Below are 24009 nucleotides of genomic sequence, written 5' to 3' on the forward strand. Positions count from 1 at the left end.
GACCTAGGTCCCCTGTGGGAGAGGGCAACCCCCCTCCTACATTGACCGCACTCATAGATGTTTTGTTTTTTCAGAAGTCCAGGCCGGGCCGCTGCGACGACCCGCGCCTTTTCGGAGCACCGCACCATGACGCTTGCAGTCCAATTCACCCACGTTTCCCGTCAGTTCGGCGAAGTGAAAGCCGTTGACCGGGTTTCCATCGATATCCAGGACGGCGAGTTCTTTTCCATGCTCGGCCCTTCCGGCTCAGGCAAGACCACCTGCCTGCGCCTGATCGCCGGGTTCGAGCAGCCGAGCGCAGGCTCGATCCGCATTCATGGCGAGGAAGCCGCCGGCTTGCCGCCGTATCAGCGTGACGTAAACACCGTGTTCCAGGATTACGCGCTGTTCCCCCATATGAATGTGCGCGACAACGTCGCCTACGGCCTCAAGGTCAAGGGCGTCGGCAAGGCCGAACGCCTGAACCGTGCCGAGGAAGCCCTGGCCATGGTCGCCCTCGGCGGCTACGGCGACCGCAAGCCGGTGCAGCTCTCCGGCGGCCAACGCCAACGGGTGGCCCTGGCTCGCGCACTGGTCAATCGCCCGCGAGTATTACTGCTGGATGAACCACTGGGCGCCCTTGACCTCAAGTTGCGCGAGCAGATGCAAAGCGAGCTGAAGAAGCTGCAGCGCCAGCTGGGCATCACGTTTATCTTCGTGACCCACGACCAGACCGAAGCCCTGTCGATGTCCGACCGTGTGGCGGTGTTCAACAAAGGTCGCATCGAGCAAGTCGACACCCCGCGCAACCTCTACATGAAACCGGCCACCGCGTTCGTAGCCGAGTTCGTCGGCACCTCCAACGTGATTCGCGGCGAGCTGGCCCAGCGCCTCAGCGGCAGCGCGCAGCCGTTCTCGATCCGCCCGGAACACGTGCGCTTTGCCGACGGCCCGCTGGGCGCCGGCGAGCTAGAAATCAGCGGTCTGCTCCACGATATTCAATACCAGGGCAGCGCCACCCGCTATGAACTGAAGCTGGAGAACGGCCAGGCGTTGAACATCAGCCAGGCCAACAATCAGTGGCTGGACATCAGCAGCGGCCATCAGGTCGGCCAGTCCATCACCGCCCGTTGGGCGCGGGAAGCCATGACCCCGCTGACCGACAGCGCAGGCGAGGTGTGACATGAGCCTGGCCCTTTCCCACCCGCCGATGCGCAGGTTTTCCAACCTGCTGTACCGCAAGCCCAACCTCTACCTGGCGATGCTGCTGGTGCCGCCGCTGATCTGGTTCGGTGCCATCTACCTCGGCTCGCTGCTGACCCTGCTGTGGCAAGGTTTCTATACCTTCGACGACTTCACCATGGCGGTCACGCCGGACTTGACCCTGGCCAACTTCGCCGCGCTGTTCCAGCCGTCGAACTTCGACATCATCGTGCGCACCTTGAGCATGGCGATTGTGGTGTCGATCGCCAGCGCCATCGTCGCCTTCCCCATCGCCTACTACATGGCGCGCTACACCACGGGCAAGACCAAGGCGTTCTTCTATATCGCGGTGATGATGCCGATGTGGGCCAGCTACATCGTCAAGGCCTATGCCTGGACCTTGCTGCTGGCCAAGGGCGGCGTGGCGCAGTGGTTCGTGCAACACCTGGGGCTGGAGCCGGTGTTGCAGTTCGTGCTGGGCATTCCCGGCGTGGGCGGCAGCACCTTGAGCACCTCGCACCTGGGGCGCTTCATGGTGTTCGTCTATATCTGGCTGCCGTTCATGATCTTGCCGATCCAGGCCTCCCTGGAACGCTTGCCGCCCTCGTTGCTGCAAGCCTCGGCGGATTTGGGCGCCAAGCCACGCCAGACCTTTATGCAGGTGATTCTGCCGCTGTCGGTGCCGGGGATTGCCGCCGGTTCGATCTTCACGTTCTCGCTGACCCTGGGCGACTTCATCGTGCCGCAACTGGTCGGCCCGCCGGGTTACTTCGTCGGCGGCATGGTGTACGCGCAGCAAGGCGCCATCGGCAATATGCCCATGGCCGCGGCGTTCACCCTGGTGCCGATCGTGCTGATCGCGGTTTACCTGTCCATCGTCAAACGCCTGGGGGCCTTCGATGCACTCTGAAAAATCGTCTATGGGCCTGAAGATCGCAGCGTGGGGTGGACTGGTTTTTCTCCATTTCCCGATCCTGATCATCTTCCTCTACGCCTTCAACACCGAAGAAGCCGCGTTCAGCTTTCCGCCCCAGGGCTTCACCCTGAAGTGGTTCAGCGTGGCCTTCGCCCGGCCGGACGTGCTGGAAGCGATCAAGCTGTCGTTGCAGATTGCGGCCATCGCCACCCTGATCGCCATGGTGCTCGGCACCCTGGCTTCGGCTGCGCTGTATCGCCGCGAGTTCTTCGGCAAGCAAGGCGTGTCGTTGATGCTGATCCTGCCGATTGCACTGCCGGGGATCATCACCGGTATCGCGCTGCTGGCGACCTTCAAGACACTGGGCATCGAGCCGGGGATGTTCACCATCATCGTCGGCCACGCGACCTTTTGCGTGGTGATCGTCTACAACAACGTCATCGCGCGTTTGCGCCGCACGTCCCACAGCCTGATCGAAGCCTCGATGGACCTGGGCGCCGACGGCTGGCAGACCTTCCGCTACATCATCATGCCCAATCTGGGCTCGGCGCTGCTGGCCGGCGGCATGCTCGCCTTTGCGCTGTCGTTCGACGAAATCATCGTCACCACCTTCACCGCCGGCCACGAGCGCACCTTGCCGCGGTGGCTGCTCAACCAGTTAAGCCGCCCACGGGATGTGCCGGTGACCAACGTGGTGGCGATGCTGGTGATGTTGGTGACGATGTTCCCGATTCTCGGTGCCTATTACCTGACGCGCGGCGGTGAAAGCGTGGCCGGTAGTGGCGGTAAATAACGTCGCCATTGAAGGAACACGGTTCAAATGAGGGAGGGGGCAAGCCCCTCCCACATTTAGAGCCAGTTTATTCAAGGAAATAACAATAGTTTGTGGAGAGCTGAACCATGCAAACCAAATTACTGATCAACGGCCAACTGATCGAAGGCGAAGGCCCGGCCCAAGCCGTATTCAACCCGGCCCTCGGCCGCGTACTGGTAGAAATCAAGGAAGCCAGCGAAGCCCAGGTCGACGCCGCCGTGCGCGCCGCCGATGCGGCGTTCGAAGGTTGGTCGCAAACCGCGCCCAAGGATCGCTCGCTGCTGCTGCTGAAATTGGCAGACGCGATCGAAGCCCACGGTGAAGAGTTGGCCAAGCTGGAGTCGGACAACTGCGGCAAGCCCTACAGCGCCGCGCTCAATGATGAAATCCCGGCGATTGCCGACGTGTTCCGCTTCTTTGCCGGCGCCAACCGTTGCATGAGCGGTTCGGCGGGCGGTGAATATTTGCCCGGCCACACCTCGATGATCCGCCGCGACCCGGTGGGCGTGATCGCGTCCATCGCACCGTGGAATTACCCGTTGATGATGGTCGCCTGGAAAATCGCCCCGGCCCTGGCCGCCGGTAATACCGTGGTGCTCAAGCCGTCGGAACAAACCCCGCTGACCGCGCTGCGGATGGTCGAACTGGCGGCGGATATCTTCCCGGCCGGCGTGCTCAACCTGGTGTTCGGCCGTGGGCCGACGGTGGGCAACCCGCTGGTGACTCATCCTAAAGTGCGCATGGTGTCGCTGACCGGCTCCATCGCCACCGGCGCGAATATCATCTCCAGCACCGCCGACAGCGTGAAGCGCATGCACATGGAACTGGGCGGCAAGGCGCCGGTGATCATCTTCAACGACGCGGATATCGACGCGGCCGTGGAAGGCATTCGCACTTTCGGCTTCTACAACGCCGGCCAGGATTGCACCGCTGCGTGCCGGATTTACGCGCAAGCGCAGATCTACGATGCGTTTGTCGAGAAGCTCGGCGCAGCGGTCGCCAGCATCAAATATGGCTTGCAGGATGATCCGGCCACCGAGTTGGGCCCTTTGATTACCGCGCAACATCGCGACCGTGTCGCCGGGTTTGTCGAGCGCGCCGTGGCACAGCCGCACATTCGCCTGGTCACCGGCGGCAAGGCGGTGGAAGGTAATGGCTACTTCTTTGAACCGACCGTGCTGGCCGACGCTCAGCAGGACGACGAGATCGTGCGCCGCGAGGTGTTCGGCCCGGTGGTATCGGTGACCAAGTTCACCGATGAAGCGCAGGTGCTGGGCTGGGCCAATGATTCGGACTACGGCCTGGCGTCATCCGTGTGGACCGCCGACGTAGGACGCGCCCATCGCTTGGCCGCGCGCCTGCAGTACGGCTGCACCTGGGTGAACACCCACTTCATGCTCGTCAGCGAAATGCCCCACGGCGGTCAGAAACTGTCGGGGTATGGCAAGGATATGTCCATGTACGGGTTGGAGGACTACACCACCGTTCGCCATGTGATGTTCAAGCACTGACGAGGAGCGAGCTTACTGTGGCGAGGGCGCTTGCTCCCTCGCCATAACAATGCGCTCCGACAACGCCGCTCTCATAACAATAAAACTCAGGTTCTCCCCCATGGATATCACCCGCCGCGACTTCCTCAACGGCGTCGCTGTCACTATTGCCGCCGGTATGACCCCGCTGCAAATCCTGCACGCCGCCCCCGACGGCCGCTACTACCCACCCGCCCTCACCGGCTTGCGCGGCAGCCATGTCGGCTCGTTCGAAGTGGCGCACCAGATGGGTTGGGAGAAGAAGGTGTTCGACACCGATAAGCTGCCGATCACCGAGGACTATGACTTGGTGGTCGTCGGCGGCGGCTTGAGCGGTTTGTCGGCGGCGTGGTTCTACCGTGAGAAGCACCCCAAAGCGAAGATCCTGATCCTGGAAAACCACGACGACTTCGGCGGCCATGCCAAGCGCAATGAGTTCCAGGCCGGTGGCCGCATGCTCATCGGCTACGGCGGCAGCGAGGCGTTCCAGTCGCCCAACCACCTGTACAGCAAGGAAGTGAACGGGCTGTTGAAGAAACTCGGGGTAAACATCAAGCGCTTCGAAACCGCCTTTGACCGTCAGTTCTACCCAAGCCTTGGGCTGTCGCGCGGGGTGTTTTTCGACCAGGAAAACTTCGGCGAAGACAAACTGGTGACCGGCGACCCGACGCCGATGGTCGCCGATGACATCGCGCCGGACCAACTGAATGCGCGGGCCATCAGCGATTTCATCAATGACTTCCCATTGCCGCCGGCTGACCGCCAGGCCCTGATCGCCCTGCACACGGCGCCCAAGGACTACCTGCCGGGCAAGTCTGCCGAAGAAAAGGCCGACTACCTGGCGGCCACCAGCTACCGCGATTTCCTGCTCAAGAACGTAGGGTTGTCAGAAGGTGCAGTGAAGTATTTCCAGAGCCGTACCAATGACTTCATGGCCCTGAGCATCGATGCAGTCGCCTCGTCCGATGCGTACAGCGTGGGTTTCCCGGGCTTTGCCGGGATGGACCTGGCGCCTATCAGCGAAGAAGCGGCGGCGGAAATGGAAGAGCCCTACATCTACCACTTCCCGGATGGCAATGCGTCGGTGGCGCGGTTGCTGGTGCGCAGCCTGATCCCAGGTGTGGCGCCGGGGCACACCATGGACGATATCGTGCTGGCGGCGTTTGACTACGCCAAGCTCGACCAGCCCAAGGCGGCCGTGCGGTTGCGGCTGAACAGCACGGCGGTCAGCGTGCGTAACGTCGGCGATGGCGTGCACATCGGCTACAGCCGTGGCGGACAACTCGCACAGGTACGCGGCAAACGCTGCATCCTGGCCTGCTACAACATGATGATTCCGTATCTGTTGAAGGATTTGCCGGCGCCGCAAGCCCACGCGCTGAGCCAGAACGTGAAGTACCCGCTGGTGTACACCAAGGTGGTGATCCGCAACTGGCAGTCGTTCCAGACACTCGGCGTGCATGAGATTTATGCGGCGACCCAGCCTTACAGCCGGATCAAGCTGGACTACCCGGTGAGCATGGGCGGCTACGACCACCCGCGTGACCCGACGCAGCCGATTGGCTTGCACATGGTCTACGTGCCCACCAGTCCCAACAGCGGCATGAACGCCCGCGACCAGGCCCGTGCCGGGCGGGGCAAGTTGTATGGGCAGACATTCGAACAGTTGGAAGCGCAGTTGCGTGATCAGTTGCAGCGCATGCTGGGGCCGGGAGGGTTCAACCATGAGACCGATATTCTGGCGATCACTGTCAACCGCTGGTCACATGGGTATGCGAGCTTCTCTAACAGCCTGTTTGATGACGCCGATGAAAGCGAAGCGTGGATGAACCTGGCGCGCAAGCCGGTGGGGCACGTGAGCATCGCCAACTCGGACGCGGCGTGGAGTGCGTATGCGCATGCGGCGATTGATGAGGCTTACCGCGCAGTGGGTGAAGTGAGCTGAACTGAGGACTTGTAGTGAGCGGGCTTGCCCCGCGCTGGGCAGCGAAGCGGCCCTAACCGGATCACCGCATGCCTTCAGGTATTTCGCGGCGCCTGGATTTGGGGCTGCTTCGCCGCCCAGCGCGGGGCAAGCCCGCTCACTACAGGGCTGCCTGACAATTGCAAAGGTCTTGTGGAAATGTCTTGTCGCATTTGCAATGCCATCACCCCGCTATCAATCAATTTTCCTACGTCATCGAACCGCTTAAGCTATCCGGCGTCTGTTTAATGTCCGTTGCGTTTGGCCGAAGGCATGTCCGAACCGTAATTTCTGATCCAGCACGTGCCAGGAACGGCGCGGGATTTGCTCACGACAGGTTGTCTCTATGCACCGCAGGAATTTGCTCAAAGCGTCCATGGCCATTGCGGCTTACACCGGTTTATCCGCCAGCGGCCTGCTTGCCGCCTGGGCCGGGAACCGTGCCGCCGATGGCAAGGCCGTGGCGTTCGATTTCGAATCGCTCAAGGCCCAGGCCAAACAACTCGCCGGAACCGCTTACAAAGACACCCGACAGGTGCTGCCGCCGACCCTGGCGACCATGACCCCGCAGAATTTCAATGCCATCGGCTACGACGGCAACCATTCGCTGTGGAAGGAATTGAACGGCCAACTCGACGTGCAGTTCTTCCACGTCGGCATGGGGTTCAAGACGCCGGTGCGCATGCACAGCGTCGACCCCAAGACCCGTGAAGCGCGTGAGGTGCATTTCCGCCCTTCGCTGTTCAATTATGAAAAAACCACGGTCGACACTAAGCAATTGACCGGCGATCTCGGTTTCTCCGGCTTCAAGCTGTTCAAGGCACCCGAACTGGACCGGCATGACGTACTGTCATTCCTCGGCGCCAGCTACTTCCGTGCGGTGGACTCAACCGGCCAGTACGGCCTGTCGGCCCGTGGCCTGGCCATCGACACTTACGCGAAAAAACGCGAAGAATTCCCCGACTTCACACAGTTCTGGTTTGAAACCCCGGACAAGAACGCCACTCGCTTCGTGGTCTACGCCCTGCTCGACTCGCCCAGCGCGACCGGCGCCTATCGCTTCGACATCGACTGCCAGGCCAACCAGGTGGTGATGGCCATCGACGCCCATATCAATGCGCGCACCACCATCGAGCAACTGGGCATCGCGCCGATGACCAGCATGTTCAGCTGCGGCACCCACGAGCGCCGCATGTGCGACACCATCCACCCGCAAATCCACGACTCGGACCGCCTGGCGATGTGGCGCGGCAACGGCGAGTGGATCTGCCGTCCGCTGAATAACCCGGCCAAGCTGCAATTCAACGCGTTTGCCGATACAGACCCGAAAGGCTTCGGCCTGGTGCAGACCGACCATGAGTTCGCCAGCTACCAGGACACGGTGGACTGGTACAGCAAGCGCCCGAGCCTGTGGGTCGAACCGACCACCGCATGGGGCGAAGGCTCGATCGACCTGTTGGAAATTCCTACCACCGGCGAGACCCTCGATAACATCGTGGCCTTCTGGACCCCGAAAAAACCCGTGGCGGCCGGCGATTCGCTGAACTACGGCTACAAGCTGTACTGGAGCGCGCTGCCACCGGTGAGCACGCCGCTGGCACAGGTCGATGCCACCCGTTCCGGCATGGGCGGCTTTACCGAAGGCTGGGCACCGGGTGAGCACTACCCGGAAGTCTGGGCCCGCCGATTTGCCGTGGACTTCAAGGGTGGCGGCCTGGATCGCCTGCCAGCGGGCACCGGGATCGAGCCAGTGGTGACCTGTTCCCACGGCGAAGTGAAGGACTTCAGCGTGCTGGTACTCGACAACATCAAGGGCTACCGCATCCTGTTTGACTGGTACCCGACCAGCGACAGCGTGGAACCGGTGGAACTGCGCCTGTTTATCCGCACGCAAGACCGCACCTTGAGTGAAACCTGGCTGTATCAGTATTTCCCGCCGGCACCCGAGGCGCGTAAATACACATGATGCCAACTGTGGGAGCGGCGCACCGCCGCTCCCACAGGGCTCAAAGGCAGGCATCAGAACCGCGACACACTCTTCATCGCCCCAATCAGATACCGCATTGCCACCTGATCGTTCTCGGTCAAGGCGCGGTACTGCGCCAGCAATTCCACTTCATCCGAACTCAACCTTCGCCCCCGTAGAGACACCCTGCGCGTCAGAAAACACACCACCACACCCGCTACACCATAGGACTTGGCCATGGACTGCTTCTCCTGATATCCATCAAAAACTCCTGTTGCCCATTACCCGCCTCCCATGAAGCGCAATGCCTCAGTGAGCAAACCGACTGACTTCCTGGGCCAGAAGTCAGCTTTACCCTAAGCGTAGAAACGATCTCGAAATCTGTGGGATTTTTTTAGAGTATTCACTTAAAAAAGTATCGCGGTAACAAAGACCTACAGCCATTTCCCACGCTACAGCCGTAAAAAAACCCACCGGGTCAGGGTGGGCTCTGGTGAAGCGCGCAGCGGCTCAATCCCTCAAGTCAGACTCATGGATCGGCTGGTCACGATGGGTGGCGCGCTGATACTGCGCAGGCCAGGTGGCCTTGCGCCCGCCCAGGTCATCATCGGCATGCAGCGGCCAGTACGGATCACGCAGCAGCTCACGGGCGAGGAAGATGATGTCGGCCTGACAGGTGCGCAGGATGTGCTCGGCCTGGGCGGGTTCGGTGATCATGCCCACGGTGCCGGTGGCCATCCCCGACTCTTTGCGCACGCGCTCGGCGAAGCGGGTCTGGTAGCCGGGGCCGGTGGGGATCTCGGCGTTGGCGGCCGTGCCCCCGGACGAGACGTCGATCAGGTCGACCCCCAGGTCCTTCAGGCGACGTGCCAGCTCCACGGTTTCATCCGGGTTCCAGCCATCCTCCACCCAGTCGGTGGCCGACACCCGCACAAACAGCGGCAGTTCCTGGGGCCAGACTTCGCGCACGGCCTGGGTCACTTGCAACACCAGCCGGATACGGTTTTCAAACGAGCCACCGTACTGGTCCTGACGCTGATTGCTGATGGGCGAGAGGAATTGATGCAGCAAGTAACCGTGGGCTGCATGGATTTCCACCACTTCAAAGCCTGCGGTCAGGGCGCGCTTGGCGGCGGCGACAAAATCGGCGATCACTTGCTGGATCTGCCCTTCGTCCAAAGGCTTGGGTTGGGTGTGCTGAGGGTCGAAGGCAATCGGCGATGGCCCTACCGGCACCCAGCCGCCGTCTTCCGGCTTGACGCTGCCGTGCTTGCCGATCCAGGGCCGATGGGTACTGGCTTTGCGCCCGGCGTGGGCCAGTTGAATGCCGGCCACCGCGCCTTGGGCCGCGATGAAACGCGTGATGCGTTGCAGCGGTTCGATCTGCTCATCTTTCCACAGGCCGAGGTCTTCGGCAGTGATGCGGCCATCGGCGGTCACGGCGGTGGCTTCGGTGAAAATCAACCCCGCGCCGCCGACGGCACGACTGCCGAGGTGGACGAGGTGCCAGTCATTGGCCAGGCCATCGACGCTTGAGTATTGGCACATGGGCGAAACCGCGATGCGGTTGAGCAGGGTCAATTGGCGCAGGGTGTAGGGTTCGAGCAGCTGACTCATGGCGCACCTCTTCTGGGTTCTGTGGGCACTATTCAAACAGTGCTTAGAGCCTAGTCGACAACGCTGGATTGCACAGGGTTCAGAAAGGAAAGCGGGAGCCGATTGCCGGCTCCCGTGCTGAAAAAGCCTACATTTCGACCTGGGTACCCAGCTCGATCACGCGGTTTACCGGGAGTTTGAAGAAGCGCAGGTTGCCGTTGGCGTTCTTCAGCATGAAGGCAAATAAAGCTTCGCGCCAACGGGCCATGCCCTTGATTCGCGAGGCGATGACCGTCTCGCGGCTAAGGAAGTAAGTGGTGCGCATCGGGCTGAAGTCCAGCTCATCGAGGTGACACAACTTCAGCGCTTGGGGCACATCCGGCTCGTCGGTGAAACCGAAGTGCAGGATGACGCGGAAGAAGCCTTCGCCATAGGCATCCACTTCAAACCGCCGTGCGGCCGGAACGCGCGGAATATCTTCGTAGACCACGGTCAGCAGCACCACTTGCTCATGCAATACCTGGTTATGCAGCAGGTTGTGCAACAACGCGTGAGGCACGGCGTCCGGGCGCGCGGTGAGGAACACGGCGGTGCCCTGCACCCGATGGGGCGGTTGCACACGGATGCTGCTGATGAAGATCGGCAGCGGCAGACCGCCTTCGTCGAGACGCTCCACCAGCAATTGCTTGCCGCGCTTCCAAGTGGTCATCAGCACGAACAACACGATCCCGGCCAATACCGGGAAGGCGCCACCCTGGATGATTTTCGGCACGTTGGCGGCAAAGTACAGCCCGTCGACCAACAGGCAGCAGACCAGAACCGGCACGGCCAGCACCGGCGGCCATTTCCACAGCAGCAGCATCACCGCCGACACCAGGATGGTGGTCATCAGCATGGTGCCGGTCACCGCGACGCCGTAGGCCGACGCCAGGGCGTTGGAGGACTCGAAGCCCAGCACCAGCAGGATCACGCCGACCATCAGCGACCAGTTCACCGCGCCGATATAGATCTGGCCTTGCTCGGCACTGGAGGTGTGCTGGATATGCATACGCGGGATGTAACCCAACTGGATCGCCTGGCGGGTCAGCGAGAATGCGCCGGAGATGACCGCCTGGGAGGCAATCACCGTCGCCAGGGTAGACAACACCACCAGCGGGATCAGCGCCCAGCTCGGCGCCAGCAGGTAGAACGGGTTACGCGCGGCTTCAGGGTCGCCGAGCAGCATCGCGCCCTGGCCGAAATAATTGAGCACCAGCGCCGGCAGCACCAAGATGAACCAGGCCCGAGCGATGGGTTTGCGGCCGAAGTGGCCCATGTCGGCGTACAACGCTTCGGCACCGGTCAACGCCAGCACCACCGCGCCGAGGATGGCCACGCCAATGCCAGGGTGAGCCTCGAAGAATCGCACGGCCCACATCGGGTTCATGGCACTGAGCACCTCAGGGTGCAGGGTGATCCCATACACACCGAGGCCGCCCAGCACCAGGAACCAGGTCACCATCACCGGCCCGAACAGCTTGCCGATGTGGTCGGTGCCGTGCTTCTGGATCAGGAACAGCGCCACTAGTACCACCAGGGCGATGGGCACGACCCATTTTTCCAGACCGTCGAAGGCCAACTCCAGGCCCTCAACCGCGGACAACACGGAAATCGCCGGGGTGATCATGCTGTCACCGTAGAACAGCGCCGCGCCGCACAGGCCACACACCACCAGGAAACTGCGCAGCTTCTTGCGCTCCCCCGCTGCCCGTCGTGCCAGTGCAGTCAGGGCCATGATCCCGCCCTCACCCTGGTTATCGGCGCGCAGCACGAACAGCATGTATTTGATCGAGACCACCCAGATCAGTGACCAGAAGATCAGCGCCAGGATCCCCAGCACACCGTCGTGGTTGACCTGAACTCCATAACCGCCGTTGAACACCTCTTTAAGGGTGTAGAGCGGGCTGGTCCCGATATCGCCATACACCACCCCGACCGCTGCCACCAGCATGCCAATCGGCTTGGCGTTTGACTGCTCGGCACCTGCTGCCTGATTACTTGCCTGACCCATCAACCACTCCTGCCCTTTGACCTGAGGTCTTTTATAAACAACGCATCTAAGCTGACCCTAGCATGCGCTGTTTTACTTCTCGTAACAGACGTTTTGTTGACCTTAGGATTTTACCTACCCGCAACGGCGCGAAGCATAGCGCAGCACTCGTCGCATTTCGCTGTTGAAGTGATTTGGGCTCGGTTTTCTGCTGTCATTGATAGTGGTCAGGGCATTTTGGAGTCTTTTCGCCTGCATTGATCACATTACGGCCGGCCGTATATTTTGGCCCGGCTCAGTAGTGCTGCCTTAGCGGCGTAAGCGGGCACTCCCCGGCTGGCTTACCCGATCAATAAATCGTGCTCCTGCATGGCGCGCGCAGTCGATATAGAAACTCAATCATCGCCCTGTCTCTTTTAAGGTACAGTCCTGAATGTACGAAGTGAAACACGTACTATCCGTCAATGGCGTGGATATCTACCAAGCCTGGCTAGACACCGTGCAAGACGCGCGTGCGAAAGCAAGAATCACCACAAGAGTGGACCGAGCGGCCCTTGGGCACTTTGGCATTACCGAGCCGGTGGGTGATGGGGTCTTTGAGATGAAGCTCGACTTCGGACCTGGGTTTCGCGTGTATTACGCAATTCAGGATCGAAGAATTGTTTTCCTATTGGGCGGTGGCTCAAAGGCCAGACAACAGAACGACATCAATCAGGCCAAGGCTCTCTGGAAATCTTACAAGGTGCAGCAACAATGACCACTCGTACTCGTTCTCATGAGGATAGCGTTCTTGAAATGCTTCGAAACGACGAAGCGTTTGCCCTCGAATATCTTTCTGTCGCACTTGAGGAAATCGATGAGGAAGGGGGTGAGGACGCCTTCCTGGTCGCTATCCGTCGAGTCGCGGAAGCGCGTGGAGGCATGCTGAGTTTGTCGCAGAACACGGGGCTCAATAGAGCAAATCTCTACAGATCCATCGCTGTCGGCGGCGATCCAAAGCTCTCCACCCTCCTGAAAGTGCTTCAGGCGTTAGGTGTAGGCATGTCTAAAGTTGTCTCGCACCGCGCGGAGCAAGACATCCGGGTTTAAGAGCGGGGTAAGGTCCGTGCGAATGACCCACTGCAGCGCTCGTCGCATTTCCCTGCATAAAGCTGGTCAAGTGCGCTGCCCGTCGCTAGAATTGCGCACTTTTTGATCAGAGGCACACCAAGTGCCCATCCGCAGCCCTGTCGTGCCCGACTGGCGGCGTCATTCAATACCGAGGTTAGACATGTCCACCACCATCGCAAAAGCCAACCCCAAGGTTGGCTTTGTTTCCCTGGGTTGCCCGAAGGCTCTGGTCGACTCCGAGCGCATCCTCACGCAACTGCGTATGGAAGGCTATGACGTTGTGTCCACCTACCAGGACGCCGACGTGGTGGTGGTCAACACTTGCGGCTTCATCGACTCGGCCAAGGCAGAGTCCCTGGAAGTGATCGGCGAAGCCATCAAGGAAAACGGCAAGGTCATCGTGACCGGCTGCATGGGCGTGGAAGAAGGCGCTATCCGCAACGTGCACCCGAGCGTTTTGGCGGTGACCGGCCCGCAGCAGTACGAGCAGGTGGTCAACGCCGTGCACGATGTAGTGCCGCCGCGCCAGGACCACAACCCGCTGATCGACCTGGTGCCGCCGCAAGGCATCAAGCTGACCCCACGCCACTATGCGTACCTGAAGATTTCCGAAGGCTGCAACCACAGTTGCAGCTTCTGCATCATCCCGTCGATGCGCGGCAAGCTGGTCAGCCGTCCGGTCGGTGACGTGCTCGATGAGGCCCAGCGCCTGGTCAAATCCGGCGTCAAAGAGCTGTTGGTGATCTCCCAGGACACCAGCGCCTACGGCGTCGATGTGAAGTACCGCACCGGTTTCTGGAACGGCGCGCCGGTGAAAACCCGCATGACCGAACTGTGCGAAGCCCTCAGCAGCCTGGGTGTGTGGGTGCGCCTGCACTACGTTTACCCGTACCCGCACGTGGACGAACTGATCCCGCTGATGGCCGCCGGCAAGATCCTGCCGTACCTGGACATCCCGTTCCAGCACGCCAGCCCGAAGGTGCTCAAGGCCATGAAACGCCCGGCCTTCGAAGACAAAACCCTGGCGCGCATCAAGAACTGGCGCGAGATCTGCCCGGAACTGATCATCCGTTCGACCTTCATCGTTGGCTTCCCCGGCGAAACCGAAGAAGACTTCCAGTACCTGCTGGACTGGCTGACCGAAGCCCAACTGGACCGCGTTGGCTGCTTCCAGTACTCGCCGGTCGAAGGTGCCCCGGCCAACCTGCTGGACCTGGCCGTGGTGCCGGACGACGTCAAGCAGGACCGCTGGGAGCGCTTCATGGCGCACCAGCAGGCCATCAGCTCGGCGCGTCTGCAGCTGCGTATCGGCAAGGAAATCGAAGTGTTGATCGATGAAGTCGACGAGCAAGGCGCCGTCGGCCGTTGCTTCTTCGATGCGCCGGAAATCGACGGTAACGTGTTTATCGACGACGCCAGCGGCCTGAAGCCGGGCGACAAGGTCTGGTGCACCGTGACCGACGCCGACGAATACGACCTGTGGGCTGAAAAGCGCGACTGATCGGTAACCCTGTAAAAAGCCCTGCATCTGATCAAGATGTGGGACTTTTTTAGGTCTATCGTTTGCCCATCGCCAATCATCGGCAGGGGCAGCGAGCATGCGTCGGCATTCGGTTATCCACACACCTAAAACCAGCGATTATCAAAAACTGACTGAAATATGGGAGTCCTCCGTGCGGGCGACCCATGATTTTTTGCCGGATAGCTACATCGAGCACCTGAGGCACCTGGTGCTGACTCACTATCTGGACACGGTGATGCTGATTTGCACCAAAGACTCGCACCAACGCATCACCGGGTTTGCCGGGGTGGCCACAGGTAAAGTCGAAATGTTGTTTATCGACCCGAAATACCGGGGCCAGGGCCTTGGCCGGCAATTGCTGCGCTATGCGATCGAGCATATGAACGCCGACGAGCTGGAAGTGAACGAGCAGAACCCCCAGGCGCTGGGCTTTTACCTCAAACAGGGGTTCGAGGTGATCGGACGCACGGAGCATGATGGCCTGGGACAGCCGTATCCGTTACTGCGTATGCGTTTGTGCCAGCAGCAACAGCGCAGTGGCTGACGAAACACAGCGCCCACAAAAAGACAAAGCACTGAAATGGGGCCGGGATTAACCGGCGCCAGGCAGGTACAATAGCCGCCCCCTTTTGTTACGGCCCTTGTCATGACTGACCCCATACGCCTCTCCAAACGCCTTATCGAACTGGTCGGTTGCTCCCGTCGGGAGGCTGAGCTGTTCATTGAAGGCGGCTGGGTCTCGGTGGACGGTGAAGTGATCGACGAGCCGCAGTTCAAGGTCACCACCCAGAAAGTCGAACTCGACCCCGAAGCGAAGGCCACCGTGCCCGAGCCGGTGACCATCCTGATGCACGCGCCAGCAGGTATGGACGCAGAAACGGCGATGGCCTCGATCAGCGCCGAGACCCTGTCCGAAGAGCACCGCTTCAGCAAGCGCCCGCTCAAGGGCCACTTCCTGCGCCTGACCGCCAGCGCCGACCTGCAAGCCAAGGCCAGCGGCCTGCTGGTATTTACCCAGGACTGGAAGATTCTGCGCAAGTTGACCGCCGATGCCGCCAAGATCGAGCAGGAATATGTGGTGGAGGTCGAAGGCGACATGGTTGCCCACGGCCTCAACCGCCTTAACCACGGCCTGACCTACAAAGGCAAAGAGCTGCCGGCGGTCAAAGCCAGCTGGCAGAACGAGAACCGCCTGCGCTTTGCGATGAAGAACCCGCAGCCGGGTGTCATCGCGCTGTTCTGCGAAGCGGTCGGCCTCAAGGTTATCGCTATTCGCCGCATCCGCATCGGCGGCGTGTCCATCGGCAAAGTGCCAGTGGGCCAATGGCGGTACCTATCCGGCAAAGAGAAGTTCTAAGCCGCTCCCCTATTATCGACATCGCCTGCCTGGGCGGTGTCCACCGTTGAAAACCAGGATTGCCCACCATGATTCACAATGACGTACTGCGCAGCGTGCGCTACATGCTCGACATCAGCGACAACAAGATGGTCGAGATCACCCAGCTCGGCGGCATGGAAGTCACCAAAGAAGACCTGCTGACCTACCTCAAGAAAGATGAGGAAGAAGGCTTCGTGTTCTGCCCGGATGAGGTCATGGCCCACTTCCTCGATGGCCTGGTGATCTTCAAGCGCGGCAAGGACGAAAGCCGCCCGCCGCAGCCGATCGAGACCCCGGTGACCAACAACATCATCCTCAAGAAACTGCGCGTGGCCTTCGAACTGAAGGAAGACGACATGCATGCGATCCTCAAGGCCGCCGAGTTTCCGGTGTCCAAGCCTGAGCTGAGCGCGCTGTTCCGCAAGTTCGGCCACACCAACTACCGGACCTGTGGCGACCAGCTGCTGCGTAACTTCCTCAAGGGCCTGACGCTGCGGGTTCGTGCGTAAGCCATGAGTTACAACGTCTCGCCCGTCGGGTTCGTGCGCTCCTGCTTCAAGGAGAAGTTTGCCATCCCACGCCAACCACAGCTGGCGCCCGCCGCCCGTGGTGTGTTGGAGCTGGTGGCGCCATTCGACGGCGGTGACGCGGTGCAGGGCCTGGAACAGGTCAGCCATGTATGGCTGCTGTTCCTGTTCCACCAGGCGCTGGAAGACAAACCCCGCCTGAAAGTGCGCCCTCCCCGCCTGGGCGGCAACACGTCCATGGGCGTGTTTGCCACGCGCGCGACCCATCGACCCAATGGCATTGGCCAGTCGGTGGTGAAGCTGGACAAGGTGGAACCGGGGCGGTTGTGGATTTCCGGGATCGACTTGCTGGATGGCACGCCGGTGCTGGATATCAAGCCGTATGTGCCGTATGCCGACATCGTCGACACGGCCACCAATGACATCGCCAGCGGTGCGCCGCAGTTGATCCCCGTGCAGTGGCTGAAGACCGCCCTGCAACAGGCACAAGGCCATGCCCAGCGCCTTGGCGAGCCACTAGTGGAATTGATCGATCAGTGTTTGGCGCAGGATCCACGGCCGGCGTACCAGACACCGGGACCAGAGCGGGAATACGGTGCGCAATTCTGGGATGTGGATGTGCGTTGGCACTATCCGGAGGCTGGGGTGATTTGTGTGCTTGAAGTGCTGCCAGCTAACTGAATAAACCGGAAACAAAATGTGGGAGGGGGATTGCCCCCCTCCCACATTTTTTTGACCGGTGTTTATTTCTCGACGAACGCGCGCTCGATCAGGTAATCACCCGGCTCACGCATGCGCGGCGAAACCTTCAGACCGAAGCTGTTCAACACTTCGCTGGTTTCGTCCAGCATGCTTGGGCTGCCGCACAGCATGGCGCGGTCATCTTCAGGATTGATCGGCGGCAGGCCGATGTCGCTGAACAACTTGCCGCTGCGCATCAGGTCGGTCAGGCGGCCTTCGTTTTCGAACGGCTCGCGGGTCACGGTCGGGTAGTAGATCAACTTGTCACGCAGGGCCTCGCCGAAGAATTCGTTCTGCGGCAGGTGCTCGGTGATGAACTCGCGGTAAGCGACTTCGTTGACGTAACGCACGCCGTGGCACAGGATCACTTTTTCGAAACGCTCGTAGGTTTCCGGGTCCTGGATCACGCTCATAAATGGCGCCAGGCCAGTACCGGTGCTGAGCAGGTACAGGTGTTTGCCCGGCTTCAAATCGTCAAGCACCAGGGTGCCTGTCGGTTTTTTGCTGATGATGATCTCGTCGCCTTCCTTCAAGTGCTGCAATTGGGAGGTCAGCGGACCATCCGGCACCTTGATGCTGAAGAACTCCAGATGCTCTTCCCAGTTCGGGCTGGCAATGGAGTAAGCGCGCATGAGCGGGCGGCCGTTGGGCTGTTGCAGGCCGATCATCACGAACTGACCGTTCTCGAAGCGCAGGCCCGGATCGCGGGTGCACTTGAAGCTGAACAGAGTGTCGTTCCAGTGATGAACACTGAGGACACGCTCGTGGTTCATGTTGCTCATGTACGGGGAACTCCTGGAAATGGGTCTGCGCCAAAGGTGTGGATGCGCAATTGCACAGCATTCTAATGGCGGCGACAATATCTGTTAACTGGATTATTAAGATAAGGGTTATCGGTTATATCGATATGCGATTTACTCTCCGTCAACTGCAAGTCTTCGTCGCCGTCGCCCAGCAGGAAAGCGTCTCACGCGCTGCTGGCCTTCTGGCCTTATCTCAATCCGCCGCCAGCACTTCCATTACTGAGCTGGAGCGTCAATCCAGCTGCCAATTATTCGACCGCGCCGGTAAACGCCTGAGCCTCAACGCCCTCGGCCACCAGTTGCTGCCTCAGGCCGTGGCGCTGCTGGACCAGGCCAAGGAGATCGAGGACCTGCTGAACGGCAAGTCCGGCTTTGGCTCCCTGGCGGTCGGCGCTACCCTCACCATCGGCAACTATTTGGCCACCCTGCTGATCGGCAGCTTCATGCAACAGCACCCCGAGAGCCAGGTGAAGCTGCATGTGCAGAACACTGCCCATATCGTGCACCAGGTCGCGCATTACGAAATTGACCTGGGTCTAATCGAAGGCGACTGCAGCCACCCGGATATCGAGGTGCAAACCTGGGTCGAGGATGAATTGGTGGTGTTTTGTGCGCCGCAGCATCATCTGGCCAAGCGTGGCATGGCGAGCATGGATGAGTTGACCCACGAAGCGTGGATCCTGCGTGAACAGGGTTCGGGCACGCGCTTGACGTTCGACCAAGCCATGCGCCACCACCGCAGCACGCTGAATATCCGCTTGGAGCTGGAACATACCGAGGCGATCAAGCGTGCAGTGGAGTCAGGGTTGGGGATCGGCTGCATTTCGCGGCTGGCGCTGCGCGATGCATTCCGCCGTGGCAGCCTGGTGCCGGTGGAAACCCCGGACCTGGACCTGGCCCGGCAGTTCTACTTCATCTGGCATAAACAGAAGTACCAGACCTCGGCCATGCGCGAGTTCCTGGAGCTGTGCCGCGCCTTCACCGCCGGGGTCCAGCGCAGCGACGAGATCGTGCTGCCGAGCATTGCCTGAGGGTCAGACCAGGATCACGGCCCACACCAGAGTAATCATGGTCAGCGCGACGAACTGGGCGGCGCTGCCCATGTCCTTGGCGTTTTTCGACAGTGGGTGGCGGTCCAGGGAGATGCGGTCGATCGCCGCCTCCACCGCCGAGTTAAGCAACTCGACGATCAACGCCAGCAGGCACACGGCGATCAGCAAGGCCCGCTCGACCCGGCTGACATTCAGGAAAAAGCTCACCGGGATCAGAATCACGTTGAGCAGCACCAGTTGGCGGAACGCCGCCTCGCCGGTGAACGCTGCGCGCAGGCCGTCCAGGGAATATCCCCCTGCATTGAAAATACGTTTGATACCGGTTTGACCCTTGAAAGGCGACATAGAGATAGGCAACTGAACCAAAGGAGTGGGGAAACTAGATCACGCAAAGTCAAAAAAGCGTGAAGCGGTGAACGCCTAGTGCTGCGAAATTGACTCAAGTTGTTGCAAGAGCAGCGCCGCCTGGGTACGTGTACGCACGCCCAGCTTGCGGAAAATCGCCGTCACATGGGCCTTGATCGTCGCTTCCGACACGCTCAGTTCGTAGGCAATCTGCTTGTTCAACAAGCCCTCACAGACCATGGTCAGCACCCGGAACTGCTGGGGCGTCAGGCTGGCGAGGCCATCACGGGCGGCCTTGGCCTCGTCGGACACATTGATTTCTTCAAACGCCTGCGGCGGCCAGGACACATCGCCATCCAGCACGGCGCGCACCGCTTTCTGGATCTCTTCCATCGCACTGGACTTGGGAATGAAACCGCTGGCGCCAAACTCCTTGGAGCGCACCACCACATCGGCCTCTTCCTGGGCGGAGACCATCACCACGGGGATCTGCGGGTATTGCCCACGCAACAGCACCAGCCCGGAGAAACCGTAGGCGCCGGGCATGTTCAGATCGAGCAGCACCAGGTCCCAGTCGGATTTTTCGGTGAGGCGGGCTTCCAGCTCGGCAATGCTGGCCACTTCGACCAGGCGCACGTCCGGGCCAAGGCCCAGGGTCACTGCTTGGTGCAGCGCGCTGCGAAACAGCGGGTGGTCGTCGGCTATCAGGATTTCGTATGTGGCCATTGATTAAATGATCCTGTTTTTTATGGGAGCCCTGATGGGTTCAGGGTTCGCCAGTACACAAGGCGACAGCCAGGCAGCTATCGCCACAGGGCACGCTCAACGTCAAAAGCCCCTGGAACGACGTCGAAAAATTCACGGTTGCACCCCAATCGGCGCCCAGCATGCCCAGCGTAGCCTGGGGGGTCAAGCACTACGCCCATGGGCATTTTAGCGGCGTGCGGGTTTAGGGTGCCATCATGCAAACGTCGTCTGGTTATACCGCCGTTACATAGGGCGCAAGACGAGTATGGACGATGTCCGTCGGGTCCAGGGGTAATTGGAACTTGGCCGCCAGGTAATGGGTGCTGAACACGTCCAGGTAGGCGTCGAGTACTTCGCAGGCGGCCTGGTCATCCGCCAGCTCAAGGCACAGGGCGGCGACTTCGGCGGTACAGAAGTGGTCGTCGCGCTTGGAACGACGCAGTTTGTAGCGTGACAGCTGTTCCGGCGCCAGGCTGAGTACCGGTAGATGCTCCAGGTAGGGGCTTTTGCGGAACATCTTGCGCGCCTCACTCCAGGTGCCATCGAGCAAGATGAACAATGGGCGCTTGCCCTCTGCCACCGTCACTTCGCTGACGACACGCTCGGGCGCGACGAATTCGCCGGGGAACACGATATAGGGCTGCCATTGTGGGTCGGCCAGCAAAGTGAGCAATTCAGGGTCAACTTCGGTACGCGACCAGGCGAACGCCGTGGTGTCGTCGATGACATCGGCGATCAGCCAGCCGGTGTTGCTGGGTTTCATCGGCTCAACGTCATGCATCAGCAGGCACATGGCGGATTTCGCCGCGACCTTGGGCCGCCAGGCACACAGGCAGTATTCAGGGATGACCCGGCAGCCAGGGCAACGCTCGGCACGCGAACCACGGTTGAGGAACGGCCGGACGGCGCGGGCCAGGCGCTGGGTGCGCAGGCGGGAAACGGCGTGGCTCATCGGATGCGCCGTGGGAACGGGTAAATCGACACGGTAAAAACTCGTGGAAGGCGGAAGTGGCCGCAGTTTACCAGCGATACGCCTGGCTGTAGTGGCAGGGGCTCACCTATAATTGCGCGCCACTGAACGCACAGCGCAGTGGCTGGTCTATGCACCAGTAACCGAATCAGGAGAGTTTCATGCTGCGTTCCATGCTGCGTTTTGTCGCCCCATCCGTCGCCCTCGCGCTGGTATTGCCCGTGTGCGCCCAGGCGGCCTCGCTGCTGGAGGCCCAAATGAACCGCAAGCTGCAAAGCGTCGCGGCGGAGAGCAACAAGGACCTGCCCCGGGAAATCGACGAAAAAACCCTGGAAGTCGCCTACACCGTAGAAGGCATGCAGCTGATCGATCACCTCAGCGTCTTGCCCGACCGCGCCGAACAGATGCGCGCCAACCCCAAGGCGGTGTATTTCCAACTGGGCCAGAGCGTGTGCCTGAACAAAGGCTACCGCGAGCTGATGGCCAAGGGCGCGGTGATGCGCTACGAAATCACCGAGAACAAGACCAACCGTCCTGTGGCATCGGTAAAGTTCGTCGAAGCGGATTGCCCGGCACCGGCTGCGGCGAAGAAGAAAAAGTAACCTTGGCCTGACCGTCGCGCGCTGCTGTCCGGTGGCGCGCACTCCCCCCGCTTCAACGCCCTGTACGCGGCTAAACTCCCTGATGAGTGACCAATAAGCGGTTGCCAGCCAAGGGTTTTTCGGCCCATGATCAAGCCATCCCAACCGCCCGTTCACAACGGTTTTCACGCCGTTCTGTAACATTTTCAGGGCAAAAGAGGGTTGCCCTCCTGCGACGTGCAGTGCAAAGGTTTTTAAATCACAAGGAACATACAGAGCCCGTTTGCCGCCTGGCGAACATGTGCAATGCCTTGGGCATGCAGCGACACATGCAGTGTCGCGGCCGCCGGACGAATTTCTCGCCGCAGGCCCCGCCTCTGTGAAGAAGGAGAAGTTGAATGCCTTACGAACCGAATGACAGCCTGCTCCGGCATTTTGAAGAAAACGGCGCCGACCTTACACAGCAGGTCGAAGCCCAACTCCAGCTGATCGCTCCCAACAGCCCTAATATCCCTCTGTATCGCGACATGATCCTCACCGTGCTGCGCATGGCCCAGGACGACCGCAACCGCTGGAACGCCAAAATCACCCTGCAAGCCATCCGCGAACTCGACCACGCCTTCCGCGTGCTGGAACAGTTCAAGGGCCGACGCAAGGTCACCGTGTTCGGTTCGGCACGCACCCCGGTGGAAAGCCCGCTGTACGCCCTGGCCCGAGAAGTTGGCGCTGCACTGGCGCGCTCGGACCTGATGGTGATCACCGGCGGCGGTGGTGGCATCATGGCCGCCGCCCACGAAGGCGCGGGCCTGGAACATAGCTTGGGGTTCAATATCACGCTGCCGTTTGAGCAGCATGCCAACCCGACCATCGATGGCACGGAGAACCTGCTGTCTTTCCACTTCTTCTTTACCCGCAAGCTGTTCTTCGTCAAGGAAGCCGATGCATTGGTCTTGTGCCCGGGTGGTTTTGGCACCCTGGATGAAGCGCTGGAAGTACTGACACTGATCCAGACCGGCAAGAGCCCGCTGGTGCCGGTGGTGCTGCTGGACGCGCCAGGCGGCGGGTTCTGGCAAGGCGCCCTGGACTTTATCCGCAGCCAGTTGGAAGCCAACCGCTACATCCTGCCCACCGACCTCAAGCTGGTACGCCTGGTGTACAGCGCCGAAGAGGCGGTTGAAGAGATCAACCAGTTTTATGCCAACTTCCACTCCACACGCTGGTTGAAGCGGGAGTTTGTGGTGCGCATGCATCACCCACTCAGTGACCGGGCATTGGCCCATCTGCAGAGTGAGTTTGCCAGCCTGCGGTTGAGCGGGGAGTTTCAGCAGCTTGCGTACACCGGCGAGGAGCATGATGAGCCGAGGTTCGGCCATTTGACGCGGTTGGTGTTCAACTTCAATGGTCGCGATCAGGGGCGGTTGCGCGAGTTGGTGGATTACATCAACTTGCCGGAGAACTGGGCGCAGGCTCAGGGGAAGGCGCAGCAGCGGGTGGCACCGGAGCCGGCTTGATTTTTTGAGGGCAAAAAAAAAGACCCACTATTTTCATAGTGGGTCTTTTTTGGGGGGGCTCAGTGGGGGGGATGGGGTTATGGTGATGGGGCTGCTTCGCAGCCCAGCGGGAGCAAGCTCCCTCGCCACAGCTAGCTCCCTTGCCACAACAAGCCCCCTTGCCACAGCTAGCTCACTTGCCACAACAAGCCCCCTCGCCACGGCAAGCGCCTTAGCCACGGTACGCCCGCTCACCACAACGGCCTGTACACCAAGATACTCAGGCGTCCATATCCCGACCGCTCAGCAAGCGGCTGATCATCTCCATAGAAAACCCGCGATAACTCAGGAATCGCCCCTGCTTCGCACGCTCCCTGGCATCAATCGGAAGATGGCCAGAGAACTTGCGTCGCCAGGTGTCTTCCAGCTGCGCCTGCCAACTGATACCGCACTCACGCAGGGCAAGGTCGATGTCCGCACGTTGCAGACCACGTTGGCTCAGCTCTTCACGGATGCGCGCTGGGCCGTAGCCGGAGCGGGCTCGGTAGGAGACAAAACTTTCAAGGTAACGAGACTCGGAAAGCAGCCCCTCTTCCGTCAAGCGGTCGAGGGCAGTTTCGATCATCTCGGGCTCCGCGCCGCGCTGACGCAATTTACGCGTCAGCTCGACTCGACCATGCTCGCGGCGAGCGAGCAGGTCCATTGCGGTGCGCCGAACGGCGACGAGTGTATCCAGTACAACAGTCAT

The 24009-nt window shown here is 60.6% G+C and carries 24 protein-coding genes; 16 read left to right on the forward strand and 8 right to left on the reverse strand.

Annotated elements, in window-relative coordinates; all coding sequences use genetic code 11:
- The first annotated feature begins 126 nt into the window (after nt 1-126).
- The 6 genes from BM403_RS05270 (at nt 127) to BM403_RS05295 (ending at nt 8370) form a co-directional block, all read left to right on the forward strand.
- Nucleotides 127-1161 (forward strand): ABC transporter ATP-binding protein, encoded by a 1035-nt coding sequence (locus tag BM403_RS05270; RefSeq protein WP_093541965.1) that lies wholly within the window; start codon nt 127-129, stop codon nt 1159-1161.
- 1 nt (nt 1162) lies between these two features.
- Nucleotides 1163-2092 (forward strand): ABC transporter permease, encoded by a 930-nt coding sequence (locus BM403_RS05275; protein ID WP_012722541.1) that lies wholly within the window; start codon nt 1163-1165, stop codon nt 2090-2092.
- Nucleotides 2082-2891, forward strand: a complete 810-nt coding sequence (locus BM403_RS05280) for an ABC transporter permease (RefSeq protein ID WP_093541967.1) — start codon at nt 2082-2084, stop codon at nt 2889-2891. The genes BM403_RS05275 and BM403_RS05280 overlap by 11 nt, the downstream gene beginning before the upstream one ends.
- Before the next feature lie 107 nt (nt 2892-2998).
- Nucleotides 2999-4423, forward strand: a complete 1425-nt coding sequence (locus BM403_RS05285; RefSeq protein WP_093541969.1) for a gamma-aminobutyraldehyde dehydrogenase — start codon at nt 2999-3001, stop codon at nt 4421-4423.
- 100 nt (nt 4424-4523) lie between these two features.
- Nucleotides 4524-6386, forward strand: coding sequence for an NAD(P)-binding protein (locus BM403_RS05290; RefSeq protein ID WP_093541971.1), 1863 nt, complete (start codon nt 4524-4526; stop codon nt 6384-6386).
- A gap of 364 nt (nt 6387-6750) precedes the next feature.
- Nucleotides 6751-8370, forward strand: coding sequence for a glucan biosynthesis protein D (locus BM403_RS05295; protein ID WP_093541973.1), 1620 nt, complete (start codon nt 6751-6753; stop codon nt 8368-8370).
- Nucleotides 8371-8423: 53 nt separating this feature from the next.
- Here BM403_RS05295 and BM403_RS05300 read toward each other — a convergent pair whose 3' ends face one another.
- The 3 genes from BM403_RS05300 to BM403_RS05310 all read right to left on the reverse strand — a co-directional run bounded on the left by BM403_RS05300 (nt 8424) and on the right by BM403_RS05310 (nt 12016).
- Complete coding sequence (locus BM403_RS05300; RefSeq protein WP_012722536.1) at nt 8424-8609, reverse strand: hypothetical protein; 186 nt, start codon at nt 8607-8609, stop codon at nt 8424-8426.
- A 271-nt stretch (nt 8610-8880) separates the two neighbouring features.
- Nucleotides 8881-9987 carry an NADH:flavin oxidoreductase/NADH oxidase gene (locus BM403_RS05305; protein WP_012722535.1) on the reverse strand — a complete coding sequence of 369 codons (1107 nt, stop codon included), beginning with the start codon at nt 9985-9987 and terminating at the stop codon, nt 8881-8883.
- A 127-nt stretch (nt 9988-10114) separates the two neighbouring features.
- Nucleotides 10115-12016: a potassium transporter Kup gene (locus tag BM403_RS05310; RefSeq protein WP_012722534.1), complete on the reverse strand. Its 1902-nt coding sequence runs from the start codon at nt 12014-12016 to the stop codon at nt 10115-10117.
- Between the two features lie 412 nt (nt 12017-12428).
- On the opposite strand from BM403_RS05310, the gene BM403_RS05315 reads away from it, so the two are divergent.
- The 7 genes from BM403_RS05315 to tsaA all read left to right on the forward strand — a co-directional run bounded on the left by BM403_RS05315 (nt 12429) and on the right by tsaA (nt 17213).
- Nucleotides 12429-12752: a type II toxin-antitoxin system RelE/ParE family toxin gene (locus BM403_RS05315; RefSeq protein ID WP_093541975.1), complete on the forward strand. Its 324-nt coding sequence runs from the start codon at nt 12429-12431 to the stop codon at nt 12750-12752.
- Nucleotides 12749-13084, forward strand: a complete 336-nt coding sequence (locus BM403_RS05320; protein WP_093541978.1) for an addiction module antidote protein — start codon at nt 12749-12751, stop codon at nt 13082-13084. Before BM403_RS05315 ends, BM403_RS05320 begins: the two co-directional genes overlap by 4 nt.
- 181 nt (nt 13085-13265) lie before the next feature.
- Nucleotides 13266-14606, forward strand: coding sequence for a 30S ribosomal protein S12 methylthiotransferase RimO (gene rimO / locus BM403_RS05325; protein WP_046034459.1), 1341 nt, complete (start codon nt 13266-13268; stop codon nt 14604-14606).
- A gap of 97 nt (nt 14607-14703) precedes the next feature.
- A complete protein-coding gene (locus tag BM403_RS05330; RefSeq protein WP_012722532.1) occupies nt 14704-15171 on the forward strand; it encodes a GNAT family N-acetyltransferase in 468 nt (155 codons plus the stop codon).
- Between the two features lie 102 nt (nt 15172-15273).
- Nucleotides 15274-15984, forward strand: a complete 711-nt coding sequence (locus BM403_RS05335) for an rRNA pseudouridine synthase (protein ID WP_012722531.1) — start codon at nt 15274-15276, stop codon at nt 15982-15984.
- 68 nt (nt 15985-16052) lie between these two features.
- On the forward strand, nt 16053-16514 hold the full coding sequence (locus BM403_RS05340) for a YehS family protein (RefSeq protein WP_012722530.1): 462 nt from the start codon (nt 16053-16055) through the stop codon (nt 16512-16514).
- Nucleotides 16515-16517: 3 nt separating this feature from the next.
- The gene (tsaA, locus tag BM403_RS05345) at nt 16518-17213 is read left to right on the forward strand and encodes a tRNA (N6-threonylcarbamoyladenosine(37)-N6)-methyltransferase TrmO (RefSeq protein WP_012722529.1); all 696 of its coding nucleotides are present in this window, start codon (nt 16518-16520) and stop codon (nt 17211-17213) included.
- A 62-nt stretch (nt 17214-17275) separates the two neighbouring features.
- Here tsaA and fpr read toward each other — a convergent pair whose 3' ends face one another.
- The gene (gene fpr, locus BM403_RS05350; protein WP_003189055.1) at nt 17276-18055 is read right to left on the reverse strand and encodes a ferredoxin-NADP reductase; all 780 of its coding nucleotides are present in this window, start codon (nt 18053-18055) and stop codon (nt 17276-17278) included.
- Nucleotides 18056-18180: 125 nt separating this feature from the next.
- Between fpr and BM403_RS05355 the strand changes: the two genes are divergently transcribed.
- The gene (locus tag BM403_RS05355; RefSeq protein WP_012722528.1) at nt 18181-19107 is read left to right on the forward strand and encodes a LysR family transcriptional regulator; all 927 of its coding nucleotides are present in this window, start codon (nt 18181-18183) and stop codon (nt 19105-19107) included.
- A 3-nt stretch (nt 19108-19110) separates the two neighbouring features.
- Here the strand turns inward: BM403_RS05355 and BM403_RS05360 are convergent, their stop codons facing one another.
- The 3 genes from BM403_RS05360 to BM403_RS05370 form a co-directional block, all read right to left on the reverse strand.
- Nucleotides 19111-19479 (reverse strand): diacylglycerol kinase, encoded by a 369-nt coding sequence (locus BM403_RS05360; protein WP_173390397.1) that lies wholly within the window; start codon nt 19477-19479, stop codon nt 19111-19113.
- Between the two features lie 69 nt (nt 19480-19548).
- Entirely contained in the window at nt 19549-20199 is a 651-nt protein-coding gene (gene erdR / locus BM403_RS05365; protein WP_012722526.1) for a response regulator transcription factor ErdR, read from the reverse strand.
- 253 nt (nt 20200-20452) lie between these two features.
- The gene (locus tag BM403_RS05370) at nt 20453-21172 is read right to left on the reverse strand and encodes a tRNA-uridine aminocarboxypropyltransferase (RefSeq protein WP_012722525.1); all 720 of its coding nucleotides are present in this window, start codon (nt 21170-21172) and stop codon (nt 20453-20455) included.
- A 179-nt stretch (nt 21173-21351) separates the two neighbouring features.
- On the opposite strand from BM403_RS05370, the gene BM403_RS05375 reads away from it, so the two are divergent.
- The gene (locus BM403_RS05375; RefSeq protein ID WP_034102440.1) at nt 21352-21792 is read left to right on the forward strand and encodes a PA3611 family quorum-sensing-regulated virulence factor; all 441 of its coding nucleotides are present in this window, start codon (nt 21352-21354) and stop codon (nt 21790-21792) included.
- Nucleotides 21793-22169: 377 nt separating this feature from the next.
- Nucleotides 22170-23282 carry an LOG family protein gene (locus BM403_RS05380; RefSeq protein ID WP_012722523.1) on the forward strand — a complete coding sequence of 371 codons (1113 nt, stop codon included), beginning with the start codon at nt 22170-22172 and terminating at the stop codon, nt 23280-23282.
- Between the two features lie 259 nt (nt 23283-23541).
- On the opposite strand, the gene recX is transcribed toward BM403_RS05380, so the two are convergent.
- The gene (gene recX, locus BM403_RS05385; RefSeq protein WP_093541980.1) at nt 23542-24009 is read right to left on the reverse strand and encodes a recombination regulator RecX; all 468 of its coding nucleotides are present in this window, start codon (nt 24007-24009) and stop codon (nt 23542-23544) included.

Source organism: Pseudomonas sp. OV546 (genome assembly GCF_900116845.1).
Classification (GTDB): Bacteria; Pseudomonadota; Gammaproteobacteria; order Pseudomonadales; family Pseudomonadaceae; genus Aquipseudomonas; species Aquipseudomonas petroselini.

Bases quoted from the DNA above. Each gene is read 5' to 3' on its own strand.
- BM403_RS05270 (WP_093541965.1), top strand. From the start codon at position 127: ATGACGCTTGCAGTCCAATTCACCCACGTTTCCCGTCAGTTCGGCGAA.
- BM403_RS05275 (WP_012722541.1), top strand. From the start codon at position 1,163: ATGAGCCTGGCCCTTTCCCACCCGCCGATGCGCAGGTTTTCCAACCTG.
- BM403_RS05280 (WP_093541967.1), top strand. From the start codon at position 2,082: ATGCACTCTGAAAAATCGTCTATGGGCCTGAAGATCGCAGCGTGGGGT.
- BM403_RS05285 (WP_093541969.1), top strand. From the start codon at position 2,999: ATGCAAACCAAATTACTGATCAACGGCCAACTGATCGAAGGCGAAGGC.
- BM403_RS05290 (WP_093541971.1), top strand. From the start codon at position 4,524: ATGGATATCACCCGCCGCGACTTCCTCAACGGCGTCGCTGTCACTATT.
- BM403_RS05295 (WP_093541973.1), top strand. From the start codon at position 6,751: ATGCACCGCAGGAATTTGCTCAAAGCGTCCATGGCCATTGCGGCTTAC.
- BM403_RS05300 (WP_012722536.1), bottom strand. From the start codon at position 8,609: ATGGCCAAGTCCTATGGTGTAGCGGGTGTGGTGGTGTGTTTTCTGACG.
- BM403_RS05305 (WP_012722535.1), bottom strand. From the start codon at position 9,987: ATGAGTCAGCTGCTCGAACCCTACACCCTGCGCCAATTGACCCTGCTC.
- BM403_RS05310 (WP_012722534.1), bottom strand. From the start codon at position 12,016: ATGGGTCAGGCAAGTAATCAGGCAGCAGGTGCCGAGCAGTCAAACGCC.
- BM403_RS05315 (WP_093541975.1), top strand. From the start codon at position 12,429: ATGTACGAAGTGAAACACGTACTATCCGTCAATGGCGTGGATATCTAC.
- BM403_RS05320 (WP_093541978.1), top strand. From the start codon at position 12,749: ATGACCACTCGTACTCGTTCTCATGAGGATAGCGTTCTTGAAATGCTT.
- rimO (WP_046034459.1), top strand. From the start codon at position 13,266: ATGTCCACCACCATCGCAAAAGCCAACCCCAAGGTTGGCTTTGTTTCC.
- BM403_RS05330 (WP_012722532.1), top strand. From the start codon at position 14,704: ATGCGTCGGCATTCGGTTATCCACACACCTAAAACCAGCGATTATCAA.
- BM403_RS05335 (WP_012722531.1), top strand. From the start codon at position 15,274: ATGACTGACCCCATACGCCTCTCCAAACGCCTTATCGAACTGGTCGGT.
- BM403_RS05340 (WP_012722530.1), top strand. From the start codon at position 16,053: ATGATTCACAATGACGTACTGCGCAGCGTGCGCTACATGCTCGACATC.
- tsaA (WP_012722529.1), top strand. From the start codon at position 16,518: ATGAGTTACAACGTCTCGCCCGTCGGGTTCGTGCGCTCCTGCTTCAAG.
- fpr (WP_003189055.1), bottom strand. From the start codon at position 18,055: ATGAGCAACATGAACCACGAGCGTGTCCTCAGTGTTCATCACTGGAAC.
- BM403_RS05355 (WP_012722528.1), top strand. From the start codon at position 18,181: ATGCGATTTACTCTCCGTCAACTGCAAGTCTTCGTCGCCGTCGCCCAG.
- erdR (WP_012722526.1), bottom strand. From the start codon at position 20,199: ATGGCCACATACGAAATCCTGATAGCCGACGACCACCCGCTGTTTCGC.
- BM403_RS05370 (WP_012722525.1), bottom strand. From the start codon at position 21,172: ATGAGCCACGCCGTTTCCCGCCTGCGCACCCAGCGCCTGGCCCGCGCC.
- BM403_RS05375 (WP_034102440.1), top strand. From the start codon at position 21,352: ATGCTGCGTTCCATGCTGCGTTTTGTCGCCCCATCCGTCGCCCTCGCG.
- BM403_RS05380 (WP_012722523.1), top strand. From the start codon at position 22,170: ATGCCTTACGAACCGAATGACAGCCTGCTCCGGCATTTTGAAGAAAAC.
- recX (WP_093541980.1), bottom strand. From the start codon at position 24,009: ATGACTGTTGTACTGGATACACTCGTCGCCGTTCGGCGCACCGCAATG.